Source organism: Pseudomonas frederiksbergensis (assembly GCF_035751725.1).
Classification (GTDB): domain Bacteria; phylum Pseudomonadota; class Gammaproteobacteria; order Pseudomonadales; family Pseudomonadaceae; genus Aquipseudomonas; species Aquipseudomonas frederiksbergensis_A.
Genome location: NZ_CP142104.1, coordinates 5,210,812 through 5,225,639, shown reverse-complemented (window position 1 = coordinate 5,225,639; position 14,828 = coordinate 5,210,812). Strand labels below are relative to the sequence as shown.

Here is a 14,828-nt window from a genome sequence, read left to right as displayed (position 1 = left end):
CAAGCCCCGCAACAGGTTTAATGCTGTCCGGCCACTACGCTCAGGCACTCAGAGCGATTATCCCGCCAGGAACCACGCCCCACGGAGTCAGGGACGAAATGTCGATTTTCCTTCTGTTGCGCACGTACGCTTCGTCCTTCTTCCATCGCTTCGGTTGGGCAGGGCTGGCCATTGCGTTGGGCGTGCACCTGTCCATCGCCTGGATCGGCCTGGTGCTGCTGGGCGAGCAGCACCTCATCACCGCCGCCACGTTTATCTACTTCTATCTCACCACCACGCTGACCGTCGGCTATGGCGATCTGTTGCCACAGACATCCGCCGGGCGAATTTTCGTGGCGACCTGGATCATGCTCGGGGGCATTGCCCTGTTGACGACGGTCATCGGCAAAACCACCAGCAGCGTCATCGATGTATGGAGAAAAGGCATGAAGGGCAAAGGCGATTTCACCGGCAAGGCCGGCCACACGGTGCTCATCGGCTGGGAGGGCGCCTCCAGCGAGCGAGTCATCGAATTGCTGCTACAGGACGAAACGTCCAATGACAACCTGATCGTCATCTGCGATTGCGATCTCGAAGAAAACCCCATGCCCGGCAAGGCCACGTACATCAAGGGCGACAGCTTGTCCTCCGTCGCGCTGCTGCAGCGTGCCGGCGTGCCTGGTGCCGAACGCGTGCTCGTGCGCACTCATTCCGACGACCTGACCCTGGCCACCGTGCTGGCGGTCAATCGACTGGAGCCTGTCGGGCATGTAGTCGCCCATTTCAATGACAGCGAAGTGGCCGCCCTCGCCAGCGCCTATGCGCCGAGCCTGGAATGCACCTCCAGCATGGCGATCGAGATGCTGGTGCGTGCCTCCCAGGACCCGGGCTCGTCAGTGGTCATCAATGAGTTGCTCTGTGTCGGCGAAGGTGCCACCCAGTACCTGATGAAATTGCCCGAGGCGTTTGAAGCGACTTTCGGCGAGCTCTACACCCGCTTGAAAGAACAGCACAACGCCACGCTGATCGGCTACCGCGCCCAGGGCGCCCGCCAGCCGTCGATCAACCCGCCCGGCGCCACCCGTGTGGTGGGCGGCGAACTCTTCTACATCGCCTCGGCGCGTCTCAAGGAAATTTCCCATGGGGTGGTTTAAGCAGTTGATGGGGCTCGAGGCCCCGAATGCGAACAGGACAGCCAGCAACCACGCGCCTGTCACCGGGCCGCTGGGCCTGTCCTCCGGCAAGCAAGTCATGTTCGACACCACGCTCAAGTTGCTGCTCGACGGCAACAGCAGCGTGGTCATCCCGGGCAACCAGCAGATCTGGAGCCTGGGCATCGTCGACCTCGGGCAGTCGAACTGGCTGTCGCGCTGCTACATGAACGATGAGGACTATTGGTTGCAGGTGCACACCAGCGGCGACGTCGCCGGGCAGGTCGAGTCGGTGATCCTGTTCAACTACCTCAGCTACGTCACGATCAACAGTGAAGCGGAGTTGCGTCGCCTCGCCGGCCCCGAAAGCCTGATCGGCCTGCCGACCTACACCCATGACGGCGTCGAGTACACCCGCGAATGGGGCACCGAGGCGGGCCAGACAGAACTGGTGGCGTTGAGCGAGCGCGTAAGCAATCCGGACGAGTCCTACAACGTCGAACATCGTTCGATGCTGTACGCCCGCGACACCGGCCTGACGGATCGCCGGGAGTTCCTGTTGTTCTCCGTCGAAGAAGACGCCGAGGGCAGCGTCAGCCTGAGCACTTCGCTGGGTATTTCCCTGTACACCACTGACCTGAACACTTTTTGAATAAGGAAGAAGTCCATGCTTGAAGCGCTCTCCATTTCCCTGAACAAAGCCGCCGTGCTTGGCTTTGTCATGTACATCCTCGGCGCCGCCGTGCTGTTCGCGCTGTTCCAGTTCATCTACACCCGCGTCACACCGCACCGGGAATTCGAACTGATTCGTTCGGGCAACGTGGCGGCGGCCATCGCCCTGGGCGGCGCCGTCATCGGTTTCGCCATTCCGGCCAGCAATGTGATTGCCTACTCGATCAACATGCTGGACTTCATCGTCTGGGCGGTGATCGCAGCTGTCGTTCAGTTGCTGGCGTTCCTGATGACCAGCCTGGTCCTCAAGGGGGCTTCGGCGCGCATCAAGAACGGTGAAATCGCCGCAGGTATCTATATCGCCGCCGTGGCCATCAGCGTCGGCATGTTGAACGCCGCGTGCATGACGCCTTCCACGAACTGATCGCGCCACGGAGATCCCGATGAAACGAAGCAAGTACGTCCAGCTTTCGCTGGCTGCGTCGGTCGCCCTGGCGATATCTGGCTGCGGGCCAACGGAAAAAACCTACAAGTTGCAGAAGAAGTACAACTTCCAATCCGTCCAGCAATGTGTCGATGAAAAGCTGCCGGTGGACATTTGCGCCGACGCCTACATGACCGCCATGGCCGAGCACCGTCGCATCGCGCCGACGTACGCCAGCCAGGCGGATTGCGATGCCGACTTTGTCCCGGACTGGTGCCAGCAGGACTCGAGTGGCCAGTTCATCCCCAAGCTCGGTGGTTTCGAGCTCAGCGCCGACGGCGAAGTTACGCAATCGCAGGTCGATGCGGCCCGGGCCCAATTGCCGGCGTCGGAAGCGAACGTCGGTGGTTCAGGCTTCGGCAACCTGCTGACCGGCATGCTGATCGGCAACATGCTGAGCGGCAACCGCAACAGCTATTACTCCGAGCCGGTCTACCGCTACCGCGACGATCGGGGCAACTTCGGGTCCTCGACGCTCAGCCAGCGGGTTTCCAGGGGCTCGACCTTCAACAAGTCCAACCAGGCGCGGTACGGCAGCTACACCGACTCCATCAAGACCAGCAAGCCAATGTCCGTCGCGTCCTCTACGTCTCGCGGTGGTTTCGGTAGCAAGTCCAGCGCCCGCAGCGGTTGGGGCGGTTCGAGCAGCTCCGGCGGTTGAGGAACCAGCGTCATGAAGAAGATCCAGTGCGCAGAGCGTCCTGACTGGAAGCAGACCGCCGAGCAGCTCGGCTTTCTGTTCCACACCATCGACGACGAACCCTATTGGGACGAAAGCGCGTACTACCAATTCACCCTCAAGCAAATCGAGGATGACCTGGAAGACCCGACCACCGAGATCCATGAGATGTGCATGGACCTCGTGGCCCGCGTGGTCCAAAGCGAAGAATTGCTGGAGCGCCTGAGTATTCCGGCGCCGTTCTTCGACTTGGTTCGCACGTCATGGCTGGAAGGCCACCCGCACCTGTATGGGCGTATGGATTTCTCCTACAACGGCAGCGGTCCCGCCAAATTGCTGGAGCTCAACTACGACACGCCGACCAGCCTCTACGAGGCGGCGGCGTTCCAGTGGGGCTGGCTGGAGCAGTGCATCGAGCGCGGTGTGCTGCCGGCCCATGCCGACCAGTTCAACAGCATCGATACCAAGCTGCACCAGGCCTTTGCCCAGTTGCAGCTTAAGGAGCCGTTCTATTTCGCCTCGATTAAAGGCTCGGTGGAAGACAAGGGCACCACGGATTACTTGCGCCTGATCGCGGAAAAAGTCGGCATCGAATCGCGGCACATCGATATCGAAGACATCGGCCTCAACAGTGAAGGACGTTTCGTCGATCTGCAAGAGCGCTGGATTCCGCACCTGTTCAAGCTGCATGCCTGGGAGTTCATTTTCCACGAGCCGTTTGGCGCTGCGATAGCCCAATGCGATACGCAGTTTTTCGAACCGGCGTGGAAGTCGATCATCTCCAACAAAGGCATCCTGCCGCTGTTGTGGGAGTTCAACAAAGGCCACCCGAACCTGCTCGCCGCCCACCTGGATACCGACACGAGCAAAGCGGTGCCCAAGGGCTGGGTACGCAAGCCGTTCTTTTCCCGGGAAGGCGCCAATATCGAGCTGCAGACTACTGATGGTTTGATCGTCAAAGAGGACGGCCCGTATACCGATGCGCCGTTCATCCTCCAGGAGTTCGCGCCACTGCCACGCTTTGGCGACAGCTACACCCTGATCGGTTCCTGGGTCATCGGCGACCAGGCCGCCGGTATCGGGGTGCGGGAAGACAATAGCCTGATCACCAAGGATTCCAGTCGGTTCCTGCCGCACCTGATCCTCGATTGATCCCCCTGCGTGGCAGCGAGCAAGCTCCCACCCAGGGCATCTTTGCCTGGACATAGCCACCGCCTGTCGCCTTTGCGGAATTGCGCCTGTCGCGTTCCTGTCGATTTCAAAAGAGTTCATGAAAAAACGGAAATCGACGCGCCATTCGTGACAGGAGGCCCACATGCATATCCACCACCTGAACTGCGGTTGCATGTGCCCGGTGGGCGGGAAGTTGTTCGATGGCTACAGTCGAGGACTGACGGCGTGCCTGGTGTGCCATTGCCTGTTGATTGAAACCGACAGCAACGGCCTGGTCCTCGTGGACACCGGTTTTGGCCAGCGCGATGTGCAGACCCCCGAGCGGTTGAGCCGATTTTTCCGGGCGTTCAACAACATCAAATTCGAACATCGCCTTACCGCGTTGGAACAAGTGCGGCGGCTAGGCTTCGATGCCAATGACGTTCGGCATATTCTCCTGACCCATCTGGATTTCGATCACGCCGGTGGGCTCCAGGATTTTCCCCAGGCCCGGGTTCATGTGATGCGTGACGAAATGGCGGCGGCGCGCTCCGCCGACAGTTGGATCAGCCGGCGGCGGTTCCAGGCACGTCAGTGGCAGGGCATCGACAATTGGGAGTTCTATGCCCCGGACGGCGACACCTGGTTCGGTTTCGACTCGGTGCGCGCGCTCATCGGGGCCGAAGAAGAGGACATTTTCCTTGTGCCGCTGCAAGGCCATACGGCCGGGCACGCCGGCATTGCCGTGCGCACGCCCGACGGTTGGCTGCTGCATGCCGGCGATGCCTATTTCTTCCACGATGAAGTCCATCAAGCCGAGCGCCACTGTCCGCCGGGGCTGAAATTCTATCAATACATGATGGACACCTACCGTTCGGCACGGATGCGCAACCAGGATCGCCTGCGGGAACTGGCGCGGGTTCAAAACGGGCACGTCGAAATCTTTTGCAGCCACGATGCCACGGAGTGGGAGAAGGCAATGCTTCGATCACGCACGGTCCGGGTTGATTCCACGGCGATGCCTTCGGCCGCAGGTAAGCAATCCTCCTGACTCGGCCTGCGACATAACCGCTTTCCCTTTGCCCACGTCTCGTGGGCTTTTTTTTGTGCGCGATGCCGTTCGTCACCGTTTCCAGATGTTTCTCTCAACTTAGCCGAGGGGGCCAATTCTAAAAATCGTGTACCCCAACAACACCGTAAAAGGAGAAGGCCATGCCTGCTTCTCATGATCTTTATCAGGATTTGAATTGCAGTAAAGAGGCGGTCCAACAACGTCGCCAGCAGGATCCGGAACTTGATCGCCTGCTGGATGAGTACATGGATCTGGATAACCAAGTATTGGCCGCCGAATCCATTTCAGCGGGCAACGTCGAGGATGACGACCTGCGCAAACTCAAGGAACAGCGCCTGTCGATCAAAGACAAGATCGCTCGGCAACTGGCAAGCAACCCATAAGCGAAGCGTAAGAGATGCGAACTCGACTGCCTTGTTACTTATCAAGGTTGTTGCTGGTCGGCGGGCTGCTGTTGCTCGGTGGTTGCGACATGGTGTTGTTCAATCCCAAGGGACAGGTCGGCGTCGATCAACGCAACTTGATCATTCTCTCGACATTGTTGATGTTGCTGGTGGTGGTGCCGGTCATCGTCATGGCGTTCGTCTTTTCCGTGAAGTACCGCGCTTCCAACACAAAGGCGAAGTACACGCCGGAGTGGGCGCATTCGCGCAAGATCGAAGCGGTGGTCTGGGGCGTGCCGCTGGTGATCATCATCATTCTCGGCGTGGTTACCTGGAAGTCCACCCATGCGCTGGACCCTTACCGGCCGCTGGATTCCGACGTGAAGCCGCTGGTGGTGCAGGTCATCGCTGCGGACTGGAAATGGGTCTTCATCTATCCGGAACTGGGCATCGCTTCGGTCAATGAGCTGGCAATGCCTTTGGACACACCGGTGAACTTTCGCGTGACCTCCGATGGCGCGATGACCTCGTTTTTCATTCCGGCGCTGGGCGGGCAGATCTACGCCATGGCTGGCATGCAGACTCAACTGCACCTGATCGCCAACGAGGCCGGGCAATACCGGGGCATCGCCGCCAACTACAACGGCCCGGGCTTTTCCGACATGCATTTCCAAACCCTGGCCACCGATGCGGCGGGTTTCGAGAAGTGGGTTGCCAGCGTGCGCGCAGGACAAGGGCGGTTGGATAAGGACAGCTACGCCCGACTGGCCCGACCCACGGTCAAGCACCCGGTGGAGCACTACGCCTCGGTCCAGCCGGACTTGTTCCAGAGCATCATCGATAAATACGAAGGCATGAACCGTTCCCGTGAAGTCGAGCATCGCATGGAGCACATGCAGGGCAGCATCGAATCACCCGTCGGGGCTCAACGCAAAGCGCAGGAGTAAGGCATGTTTGGAAAACTGACGCTGGAGGCGATCCCGACGGATGAGCCGATCATCATGTGGACCCTTGCGGTGGTGGGGCTGATCGCCCTGGCCGGCATGGGTGCCATCACCTACTACCGCAAATGGACCTACCTGTGGAAAGAGTGGTTTACCTCAGTCGATCACAAACGCATCGGCGTGATGTACATCGCCGTCGGCCTGGTGATGCTGCTGCGTGGCTTTTCCGACGCAATCATGATGCGCACGCAACAGGCGATGGCGTCCGACGGTTCGCCCGGCTATCTGCCACCGGAACACTATGACCAGATCTTCACCGCCCATGGCGTGATCATGATCTTCTTCATGGCGATGCCATTGGTCGTGGGGCTGATGAACATCGTCGTGCCCTTGCAGATCGGTGCCCGGGACGTGGCGTTTCCGTTCCTCAATGCATTGAGTTTCTGGCTGTTCGTCGCCGGGGCGATGTTGGTGAACATTTCCCTGGCGGTCGGTGAGTTCGCCCGCACCGGTTGGGTCGCTTATCCGCCGCTATCGGGGCTTTCCTACAGCCCCGGGGTCGGGGTGGACTATTACATCTGGTCATTGCAGATATCCGGGGTCGGGACGCTGCTCACCGGGGTGAATTTCTTCGTCACGATTCTGAAAATGCGTACACCCGGCATGACGCTTTTCCGCATGCCGGTGTTCACCTGGACGGTGCTGTGCACGGCGGTGCTGATCCTGGCGTCGTTTCCGATCCTTACCGCGACGCTGTTCATGCTCAGCCTCGACCGTTACTTGGACATGCACTTCTTTACCAACGAGCTGGGCGGCAACCCGATGATGTACGTCAACCTCATCTGGGCGTGGGGCCATCCGGAGGTGTACATCCTGATCCTGCCGGCGTTCGGGATCTTTTCCGAGGTGGCGTCGACCTTCAGCCGCAAGCGCCTGTTCGGCTATCACTCGCTGGTATGGGCGACGATTGTCATTACCATCCTGTCGTTCATCGTCTGGGTGCACCACTTCTTCACCATGGGCTCGGGGGCGAACGTCAACGCCTTCTTCGGCATCATGACCATGATCATCGCCGTGCCCACCGGGGTGAAGATATTCACTTGGCTGTTCACCATGTACCGCGGGCGGGTGCGCTTTGAAACGCCAATGCTGTGGACGGTGGGCTTTATCGTCACGTTCAGCATTGGTGGCATGACCGGTGTCTTGCTGGCGGTGCCCGGCGCGGATTTCCTGCTGCACAACAGCCTGTTTCTGATCGCCCATTTCCATAACGTGATCATCGGCGGCGCCGTGTTCGGCTATCTCTGCGGCCTGACCTACTGGTTTCCCAAGGCCTTTGGTTTCAAACTTCACGACCGCTTGGGCCGGGCGGCGTTCTGGTGCTGGATCATCGGCTTCTACTTCGCCTTCATGCCGTCGTACTTCCTTGGCTTCATGGGCATGACCCGGCGTTTGAACCACTTCAACGTGCCCGAATGGGAACCGTGGCTGCTGGCGGAGTTGCTGGGCGTGGGCATCATTCTCTGCGGTGTGGTCTGCCAGATCCTGCAGATCTACTTCAGCATCCGCCAGCGTCACCAGAACCGCGACCTGACGGGCGACCCCTGGGACGGTCGCACGCTGGAATGGTCCACTGCCTCGCCACCGCCGTTCTACAACTTCGCCCAACAACCGGTGGTGGAGGGCATCGACGCCTATTGGGGCATGAAGGAGCGTGGCCAAAAGACCGCCGTCGAAGCGGATTTCCAAGCCATCCACATGCCGCGCAACACCGCGATGGGGCTGGTCATAAGCCTGTTCAGCCTGATCATGTGCTTTGCCCTGGTGTGGCATATCTGGTGGCTGGCGATCGTCGGGCTGGTGGCGACCATCGGCGGGGTGATCTGGCGCAGCGCCGATGACGACATCGATTACTACGTGCCTGCCGAGGAGGTGGCGCGTATTGAAAACCAGCGCATCAAGATGTTGGCGGAGGCTTGATCATGTCCAATCTCGTCCAGCCAAACGCCACTGCGCCGGAATCCGAACACGGGCACTCGGACGCCAGCTCCATGACCCTGTTCGGGTTCTGGATCTACTTGATGACCGACTGCATTTTGTTCGCAACGCTGTTCGCGACCTATGCGGTGCTTGGGCAAAGCGTTGCCGGTGGCCCTGGCGCCGCCGACATTTTCGAGCTGCCCTACGTCCTCGCGGAAACCTTCATCCTGCTGTTCAGCAGCATTACCTACGGCTTCGCCATGCTCGCCCTGGGTGCCGGCCAGAAGCAGAAGGTGCTGGCCTGGCTCGGCCTGACGTTCGTCCTCGGCCTGGCGTTTATCGGCATGGAAATCCATGAGTTCCAGAAGCTCATCGCCGAAGGCTACGGCCCGAACCGCAGTGCCTTTCTCACGGGTTTCTTCACGTTGGTGGGCACTCACGGCCTGCACGTCGCCACCGGCCTGCTGTGGATGGCGGTCGTGATGTTCCAGATCCAACGCAAAGGCCTGACCACCGTCAACGCCACCCGCATGGGCTGCCTGAGCCTGTTCTGGCACTTCCTCGACGTGGTGTGGATCTGCGTGTTTACCGTGGTCTATCTGTTTGGAGTGATGTAATGAGCAGTCATCAGAGCAGCGTCGATGCCAGCCATGGCAGCGCAAAATCCTACCTCACCGGGTTCGTTCTGTCGGTCATCCTCACCGTCATTCCCTTCGCCCTGGTGATGTATCCCACATTGCCCAAGCCGATGACGGCGGCGATCGTGGCGATCTTTGCGGTGATCCAGATCGTCGTGCACCTGATCTACTTCCTGCACCTGGATTTCTCGCCGCAGCAGCGCTGGAACGTGACGGCGCTGGCGTTCTCGGCGGTGGTGATTGCGCTGCTGGTGGGGCTGTCGCTGTGGATCATGTACAGCGTGCACCACAATATGTTGGCGCACTAAATCGTCCGGCGAACCGCCTTTGTGGCGAGGGAACTTGCTCCCTCGCCACAGGTAAGCGGTGTGTCAGTACCTCAAGTCCACCAATACCGAACCAGGTGAAAGAAGATCGGCGCGGCGAAGCACACCGAGTCCAGCCGGTCGAGCATGCCGCCGTGGCCTTCGATCATGTGGCCCCAGTCCTTGACGCCACGGTCGCGCTTGATCGCCGACATGACGATGCCACCGGCAAAGCCCAGCAGGTTAATCAGCAAGGCGATGAGGAACGACTGCCACGGATTGAACGGTGTGATCCACCACAGCGCGCCGCCGATCAGCGAGGCCAGGAAAATGCCGCCGACAAAACCTTCCACCGTCTTCGACGGTGACAGGTTCGGCGCGATCTTGTGCTTGCCGAACAGCTTGCCGCAGACGTACTGCAACACATCCGAGAGCTGCACCACGATCACCAGGTAAGCGATCAGCAACAGGTTGCGCCCTTCAAAACCAGCGATGTCCAGCGTCAGCAGGGCGGGCACGAAGGAGATGCAGAACACCGCGATCATCAACCCCCACTGCACTTTCGAAGCGCGCTCGAGGAAGTGCGTGCTGTCGCCGCCCAGCGACGCCAGGATCGGCAACAGCAAGAACACGTACACCGGAATGAAGATCGAGAACAGGCCGTACCAGTCGTAGTAGATCAGCAGGTATTGCAGCGGCAGCGCCAGGTAGAACGCCGCCACGAGGGCAGGGTAGTCACTGCGCCGGGTCGGGGTCAGCGTCAGGAATTCGCGCAAGGCATAGAACGACACGGCGTAGAACAGCAGGATCACCGCCGCGTTGCCGAGCCAGAACGCAATACCGATCACCAGCACCATGATCCACCAGGCGTTGATCCGCGCGTTGAGGTTCTCGATCACCGAGTTCGGCGCGCCTTTGGTCCGCAGCTTGAGAATGAAACCGATCAACGAAGCCAGCAGCAGAATCGCGCCGATCCCGCCAAACAACATCAAGGTATATCGATCCATGTCAGACGTGCTCCGGGGCCAGGGCCAGCAGCGCGGCGCGGCTGCGTTCTAGAAATTGCTCTTTGCTTTCGCCTTCTTCGATGCACAGCGGCGCGCCGAAACTGGTGGTGCACAACAACGGCAGCGGCAGCACACGGCCCTTGGGCATGACGCGGTTGAGGTTGGCGATCCACACCGGGATCACCTCCACCTCGGGATGGCTTTTCATCAGGTGGTAGATCCCGCTCTTGAACGGCAACAGGCCTTCATCCGGATTGCGCGTGCCCTCGGGGAAGATGATCAGCGAGTCGCCGTTTTCCAGCGCGTCGAGCATCGGCTGCAATGGGTTGCAGGAAGGATCCTTGCGCTCGCGATCCACCAGCACGCCGTTGAACACCCGGTTGATGATGTAGCGGCGCATCGGGCTGGTTTGCCAATAATCGGCCCCGGCGACCGGACGGGTGAGCTTGCGCAGCGCTGGCGGCAGCGAGGCCCAGAGCAACACGAAGTCACCGTGGCTGCTGTGGTTGGCGAAGTAGATCCGCTGCACCGGCGTCGGCGCGCAGCCGAGCCACAGGCTACGCGCGCCGGTGACCATCCGCGCGGCGGAGGTGATGAGGTTGGCGACCACGGGTTCGAACATGAGGATTCCTTGTCCTGAAAGCTTGAAGTTATGCGACATCTATCGCAGGCAAACAATGTGGCGAGGGAGCTTGCTCCCGCTGGGCTACGAAGTCGCCCTAACACTGAGGTCGCGGTTTATCAGGCAGATCATAGGGGAGGGCTTCGCCCCCCAGCGGGAGCAAGCTCCCTCGCCACAGAAGCCATTCATCTTCCTGTTTAAGTTCCAAGACCCGAGTAAACCAGCCAGGGACTCGCCAGGACAAAGCTCACCGTCAACAGCGCTTGGATAGTCACCAGCCAGGCTTGGCGGCGCAGCAGTCGCATCGAACCATGGCTGCGCTCAGGCCAGGACCGCCCGCCACGCTCGACCGGTTGCAGGCCGAGATTGGCGAGGGCCTCGTCCAATGCCTGGGTGCGTTCGGTCAGCGGCTTGCTGGCATCCGCGACGATCTGAAACAGATCGGCATCAAAGGCCACGCGAAACGCCAGGTATTTTTCCTGCATGCCGAGGACGAACACGCCAAAGCTCAGCAACAGCAGCCACGGATCGACGCTACCCACCAGCCATTGGCCCAGGCCGATCAGCGCCGCCAGCAGCGTCAGTCCGGTGGACAAATGGTCCAGCGATTGACCGCGGCGCAACAGGCTCGCCACGGTGTGCAGTTCGATGTCACTGCTCATGACCATTCCCCGAAGCCCGCGGATATTTGCCCCAACGCCTGGCGATGGGCCTTGTGCAGGACGACACGTGGGCGCACACGCTGGATCTGCGCAATGGCAGCGCCCACGCTGTCAGCGCGGCCCGTGCTCAACAACCAAGCCGCCACGGCGGTGGCGCTGCGCGAGTAACCCAAGGCGCAGCAGACCAGCACCGGCCCATGCTGGCGCAGGTGCTCGATTTTCTGCGCGGCGTCCAGGCATTGCTCGACAGTCGGTGCCGTCAGGTCGAGTACCGGCACGGTGCGATAGGCGATTGCCGTGCTGTCCATGGACAACTCGGCGCAGAGGTCGAGCACCGCGCTGAACCGACTGTCCTTCAGGGCAGCCGATGTAGGAATCCGCCCGAGCCAGACGTCATCCATGATCTGATCCGGCTGTGGGTGCTTGCGCGTCCACAGGCGGGAATTGATCCACGCCGCCGTCAAATAAGGCGCCAGCAACCAGCGCACCGCCGGGCTCAGTCGACCGTCTTCACGCTTCTGGAACCCGCTCGCGCCGAACAGCAGGTAATTCAGCGCCACCATCAGCACCGCCACCGCCGGCCAGATCAGCCAAAGCCACGCGCCACCGAAGGCAAACGCCAACGTGAACAACGCGGCGGCACCCACGCCATAACGCAGGGCCAGGCGCCGACGGGCCGGATCTGTCGTCAGTCGTGCACTGAACAGCGGGCTCGGCCGGTCCAGCGGCCACAACCAGACACACAACCACCCGGCCAGCGCACCGGTCGGCACGTCGACAAAATGGTGTTGGTAAGTGGTCAGCACCGACACGCCAATCAAGGCGAACCAGCCGTGCATCAACCAACGCCAGACGCCTTGCAGGTGGCGCTCATAACAGACCCAGAGCACCACCAGCAACGCGATGTGCAGCGACGGCGCCTGGTTGAACGGCTTGTCGAAGCCGGCCAGCACGTCGAACATCCAACCGAACACCCCATCCATTTCCGGTCGGGGGAAGGTGAACGTCAGCGGCCAGAGCAGGAAGCAACTGACCGCAATCGCCTGGGCCGTGAGCAGACGCAGCGCGTGGCGCTTGAGTTCGTCGCGGCTGTTGGGCAGCAGCAACGACAGGCCGTACAACAAGTCGATCGACCAGTACGGCACGATGGTCCAGGCCATGAACGGCATGTGGCTTTCCCAGTCGAACACCAGGCTGCCGACGTCGTCACGCTGGGCCGTGACCCAGGTGGCGAAGCCGTACGTGGTGAAGAACAGCGGCGCCAACAACAGCAGCCACAGCACCGCCGGTTTCAGCAGCGCGGGTTCGCGGGCCGGAGCGATGACGGCGCTCATTACTGAACCCGCTGCGCCAGCGAAACGCTGAAAATGCCCCACTCATCGACCCGCAGGGTGATCTTGCGGAAACCTGCCGCCTCGACCAATTGGTCCATTTCCGCCTGGGTGCGCCGACGCATCACCCAGGCCTGGCCGGCGCGGTGGCTGGTCAGGGCGCGGGCGATCAGTTCCAGTTGCGGGTGCCATGGCTGGCCGGTGTAGACCAGGAAACCGCCAGGCTCCACCGCTTCGGCCAGGCCGGCGAGGGAGCCGCCGACCATCTGGTTATCGGCGAACAGTTCGTACAGGCCCGACACCACGGCGAGGGTTGGTTTCGGTTCGAGCGCCGCCAGATCCTGGCGGTCGAACGCATCACCCTTGACGAAACGCGCGATGTCGCCGAGGCCTTTCTCAAGGATTAGCGCACTGCCGTCACGCACGTTGATGTCGCTGTAGTCGCGCAGCAGGATCGACTCCGGCAACGGGCTGACGCCTTGCAGCGCTTCGAGAATGTAGCGGCCATGACCGGCGGCGATGTCGACGATGCGCACCTCGCGGTCCTGGGCGCGCAACTCGGCCATCGCCAGGCGCAGCAGCTCTTCGACGTGCACCTTGCGCTGGCGAATGCCGCGCCAGCCGATGGAGTTCAGGTAGTTCTGGTCGATCATCTTGCCCAGGGCCGAGGTGCCGGTTGGGCGGTTGCGGTACACGTAATCCAGGGTGCTGCCGGAGTCGAAGCCGGTGTCGAAGCCCAGTTTCACCCCGGCCGACAATTTGCTGCCAAAGCGCATGCTGGCGCGGGTCATGCGCCAGTAAAGATCACGCAACGAGTTGTGCGGCAGCGGCGTCGCCAGGGTTTCGGCTTCGGCGCAGGTCACGCCCAGGCGATCGGCGTCCAGCAGGGAAGGGCGCTCCAGCGGACGGGCGAAGTTTTGCAGGATGAAGCGGCGGGCGCTGGCGATGGCTGGCGCACGGTTTTTCTCGCCGAGGGTGTCGTGGAAGAAGCCCGGCAGGATGTGCTTCTCTTTGTGCAGGCTGCCCAGCCGCTCGAAGAACTGTTCCTGGGGTTTACGATGCACGACGAAGTCGGAACCGGAAATCAACAACTGTGTCGGCACCTGGATCGCCTGGGCATCGGCTACAACCCGGTCGGCGGCTTCGTACAGGCCCAGCAGCACGTTCACCGAAATGGCCTTGGTGATCAGCGGATCGCTGTCGTAGGACGCGACTCGCTCCGGGTCATGGCTGAGGAACCTGGCCTTGACGTAACTGTTGACGAAGAAATTGCCACGGAACTTGCGCATCAGCGCCAGGCCCGGACGGGCGAACGGTACGTAGAGCTTGACCTTGAACGCCGGCGACGCCAGCACCAGCGAGCGAATGCGCGGCGCATAGTCGTGGACCCAGGTGGAAGCGATCACCGCGCCGACGCTTTGTGCGACTACGGCAATGTTCTGTTCGTCGATCTGGTGTGCCGCGCCGATGTGATCGCAGAAGGTCTGCACGTCCCGCGCGCTGGTGGCGAAACTCGGGCTGTCGCCCCGCTCGCCGGGCGACTGGCCGTGGCCGCGGGCGTCCCAGGCGAAAAACTCGAACCCGGGCAAATCCAGCTCATCCACCAAATGCGCGATGCGCCCGGAGTGCTCATGGCCGCGGTGAAACAACAATACGGCCTGGCGGGGTTCACCCGCCGTGGCCTCGACAGCCGGCCAGTGCCGGTAGAACAACTCCACGCCGTCGTGGGTGGTGAACGTCAGTTCCTGGGCTTCACGCATTGCAACT

Annotated in this window: 16 protein-coding genes; 11 read left to right on the top strand and 5 right to left on the bottom strand. The window is 61.1% G+C overall.

From position 1 onward, the window contains the following. Nucleotides 1-98 precede the first annotated feature (98 nt). The 11 genes from VQ575_RS23450 to cyoD all read left to right on the top strand — a co-directional run bounded on the left by VQ575_RS23450 (nucleotide 99) and on the right by cyoD (nucleotide 9,442). Complete coding sequence (locus tag VQ575_RS23450; RefSeq protein WP_198726087.1) at nucleotides 99-1,133, top strand: ion channel; 1,035 nt, start codon at nucleotides 99-101, stop codon at nucleotides 1,131-1,133. After that, on the top strand, nucleotides 1,120-1,782 hold the full coding sequence (locus VQ575_RS23445; RefSeq protein WP_045157051.1) for a DUF2491 family protein: 663 nt from the start codon (nucleotides 1,120-1,122) through the stop codon (nucleotides 1,780-1,782). The genes VQ575_RS23450 and VQ575_RS23445 overlap by 14 nt, the downstream gene beginning before the upstream one ends. Nucleotides 1,783-1,797: 15 nt before the next feature. Then, on the top strand, nucleotides 1,798-2,226 hold the full coding sequence (locus tag VQ575_RS23440; protein WP_039594246.1) for a DUF350 domain-containing protein: 429 nt from the start codon (nucleotides 1,798-1,800) through the stop codon (nucleotides 2,224-2,226). A 19-nt stretch (nucleotides 2,227-2,245) separates the two neighbouring features. After that, nucleotides 2,246-2,947: a DUF1190 domain-containing protein gene (locus tag VQ575_RS23435; RefSeq protein ID WP_039594245.1), complete on the top strand. Its 702-nt coding sequence runs from the start codon at nucleotides 2,246-2,248 to the stop codon at nucleotides 2,945-2,947. Between the two features lie 12 nt (nucleotides 2,948-2,959). Then, nucleotides 2,960-4,117, top strand: a complete 1,158-nt coding sequence (locus VQ575_RS23430; protein WP_325918511.1) for a glutathionylspermidine synthase family protein — start codon at nucleotides 2,960-2,962, stop codon at nucleotides 4,115-4,117. Between the two features lie 163 nt (nucleotides 4,118-4,280). After that, complete coding sequence (locus VQ575_RS23425) at nucleotides 4,281-5,168, top strand: MBL fold metallo-hydrolase (RefSeq protein WP_198726094.1); 888 nt, start codon at nucleotides 4,281-4,283, stop codon at nucleotides 5,166-5,168. 161 nt (nucleotides 5,169-5,329) lie between these two features. After that, nucleotides 5,330-5,572: a YdcH family protein gene (locus VQ575_RS23420; RefSeq protein ID WP_045157357.1), complete on the top strand. Its 243-nt coding sequence runs from the start codon at nucleotides 5,330-5,332 to the stop codon at nucleotides 5,570-5,572. A 14-nt stretch (nucleotides 5,573-5,586) separates the two neighbouring features. Beyond that, nucleotides 5,587-6,519: a ubiquinol oxidase subunit II gene (gene cyoA, locus VQ575_RS23415; protein WP_045157356.1), complete on the top strand. Its 933-nt coding sequence runs from the start codon at nucleotides 5,587-5,589 to the stop codon at nucleotides 6,517-6,519. 3 nt (nucleotides 6,520-6,522) lie between these two features. Next, a complete protein-coding gene (gene cyoB / locus VQ575_RS23410) occupies nucleotides 6,523-8,496 on the top strand; it encodes a cytochrome o ubiquinol oxidase subunit I (protein ID WP_045157355.1) in 1,974 nt (657 codons plus the stop codon). A 2-nt stretch (nucleotides 8,497-8,498) separates the two neighbouring features. Next, nucleotides 8,499-9,113 carry a cytochrome o ubiquinol oxidase subunit III gene (gene cyoC, locus VQ575_RS23405; protein ID WP_045157354.1) on the top strand — a complete coding sequence of 205 codons (615 nt, stop codon included), beginning with the start codon at nucleotides 8,499-8,501 and terminating at the stop codon, nucleotides 9,111-9,113. After that, nucleotides 9,113-9,442, top strand: coding sequence for a cytochrome o ubiquinol oxidase subunit IV (gene cyoD / locus VQ575_RS23400; protein WP_039594238.1), 330 nt, complete (start codon nucleotides 9,113-9,115; stop codon nucleotides 9,440-9,442). The genes cyoC and cyoD overlap by 1 nt, the downstream gene beginning before the upstream one ends. A 71-nt stretch (nucleotides 9,443-9,513) precedes the next feature. Here cyoD and VQ575_RS23395 read toward each other — a convergent pair whose 3' ends face one another. From VQ575_RS23395 to VQ575_RS23375, 5 genes are all read right to left on the bottom strand, one after another. Further along, nucleotides 9,514-10,446 carry a phosphatidate cytidylyltransferase gene (locus VQ575_RS23395; protein WP_039594237.1) on the bottom strand — a complete coding sequence of 311 codons (933 nt, stop codon included), beginning with the start codon at nucleotides 10,444-10,446 and terminating at the stop codon, nucleotides 9,514-9,516. A 1-nt stretch (nucleotide 10,447) separates the two neighbouring features. After that, nucleotides 10,448-11,068 (bottom strand): lysophospholipid acyltransferase family protein, encoded by a 621-nt coding sequence (locus VQ575_RS23390; protein WP_039594236.1) that lies wholly within the window; start codon nucleotides 11,066-11,068, stop codon nucleotides 10,448-10,450. A 197-nt stretch (nucleotides 11,069-11,265) separates the two neighbouring features. Then, nucleotides 11,266-11,730 (bottom strand): hypothetical protein, encoded by a 465-nt coding sequence (locus VQ575_RS23385; protein ID WP_045157352.1) that lies wholly within the window; start codon nucleotides 11,728-11,730, stop codon nucleotides 11,266-11,268. Beyond that, on the bottom strand, nucleotides 11,727-13,064 hold the full coding sequence (locus tag VQ575_RS23380) for a phosphatase PAP2/dual specificity phosphatase family protein (protein ID WP_325918510.1): 1,338 nt from the start codon (nucleotides 13,062-13,064) through the stop codon (nucleotides 11,727-11,729). Before VQ575_RS23380 ends, VQ575_RS23385 begins: the two co-directional genes overlap by 4 nt. Next, a complete protein-coding gene (locus VQ575_RS23375) occupies nucleotides 13,064-14,821 on the bottom strand; it encodes a bifunctional alpha/beta hydrolase/class I SAM-dependent methyltransferase (RefSeq protein WP_039594233.1) in 1,758 nt (585 codons plus the stop codon). The genes VQ575_RS23380 and VQ575_RS23375 overlap by 1 nt, the downstream gene beginning before the upstream one ends. Between the last annotated feature and the right edge of the window lie 7 nt (nucleotides 14,822-14,828).

Excerpts from the sequence above, each read along its gene's own strand:
- VQ575_RS23450 (WP_198726087.1), top strand. The coding sequence starts at position 99 with ATGTCGATTTTCCTTCTGTTGCGCACGTACGCTTCGTCCTTCTTCCAT.
- VQ575_RS23445 (WP_045157051.1), top strand. The coding sequence starts at position 1,120 with ATGGGGTGGTTTAAGCAGTTGATGGGGCTCGAGGCCCCGAATGCGAAC.
- VQ575_RS23440 (WP_039594246.1), top strand. The coding sequence starts at position 1,798 with ATGCTTGAAGCGCTCTCCATTTCCCTGAACAAAGCCGCCGTGCTTGGC.
- VQ575_RS23435 (WP_039594245.1), top strand. The coding sequence starts at position 2,246 with ATGAAACGAAGCAAGTACGTCCAGCTTTCGCTGGCTGCGTCGGTCGCC.
- VQ575_RS23430 (WP_325918511.1), top strand. The coding sequence starts at position 2,960 with ATGAAGAAGATCCAGTGCGCAGAGCGTCCTGACTGGAAGCAGACCGCC.
- VQ575_RS23425 (WP_198726094.1), top strand. The coding sequence starts at position 4,281 with ATGCATATCCACCACCTGAACTGCGGTTGCATGTGCCCGGTGGGCGGG.
- VQ575_RS23420 (WP_045157357.1), top strand. The coding sequence starts at position 5,330 with ATGCCTGCTTCTCATGATCTTTATCAGGATTTGAATTGCAGTAAAGAG.
- cyoA (WP_045157356.1), top strand. The coding sequence starts at position 5,587 with ATGCGAACTCGACTGCCTTGTTACTTATCAAGGTTGTTGCTGGTCGGC.
- cyoB (WP_045157355.1), top strand. The coding sequence starts at position 6,523 with ATGTTTGGAAAACTGACGCTGGAGGCGATCCCGACGGATGAGCCGATC.
- cyoC (WP_045157354.1), top strand. The coding sequence starts at position 8,499 with ATGTCCAATCTCGTCCAGCCAAACGCCACTGCGCCGGAATCCGAACAC.
- cyoD (WP_039594238.1), top strand. The coding sequence starts at position 9,113 with ATGAGCAGTCATCAGAGCAGCGTCGATGCCAGCCATGGCAGCGCAAAA.
- VQ575_RS23395 (WP_039594237.1), bottom strand. The coding sequence starts at position 10,446 with ATGGATCGATATACCTTGATGTTGTTTGGCGGGATCGGCGCGATTCTG.
- VQ575_RS23390 (WP_039594236.1), bottom strand. The coding sequence starts at position 11,068 with ATGTTCGAACCCGTGGTCGCCAACCTCATCACCTCCGCCGCGCGGATG.
- VQ575_RS23385 (WP_045157352.1), bottom strand. The coding sequence starts at position 11,730 with ATGAGCAGTGACATCGAACTGCACACCGTGGCGAGCCTGTTGCGCCGC.
- VQ575_RS23380 (WP_325918510.1), bottom strand. The coding sequence starts at position 13,064 with ATGAGCGCCGTCATCGCTCCGGCCCGCGAACCCGCGCTGCTGAAACCG.
- VQ575_RS23375 (WP_039594233.1), bottom strand. The coding sequence starts at position 14,821 with ATGCGTGAAGCCCAGGAACTGACGTTCACCACCCACGACGGCGTGGAG.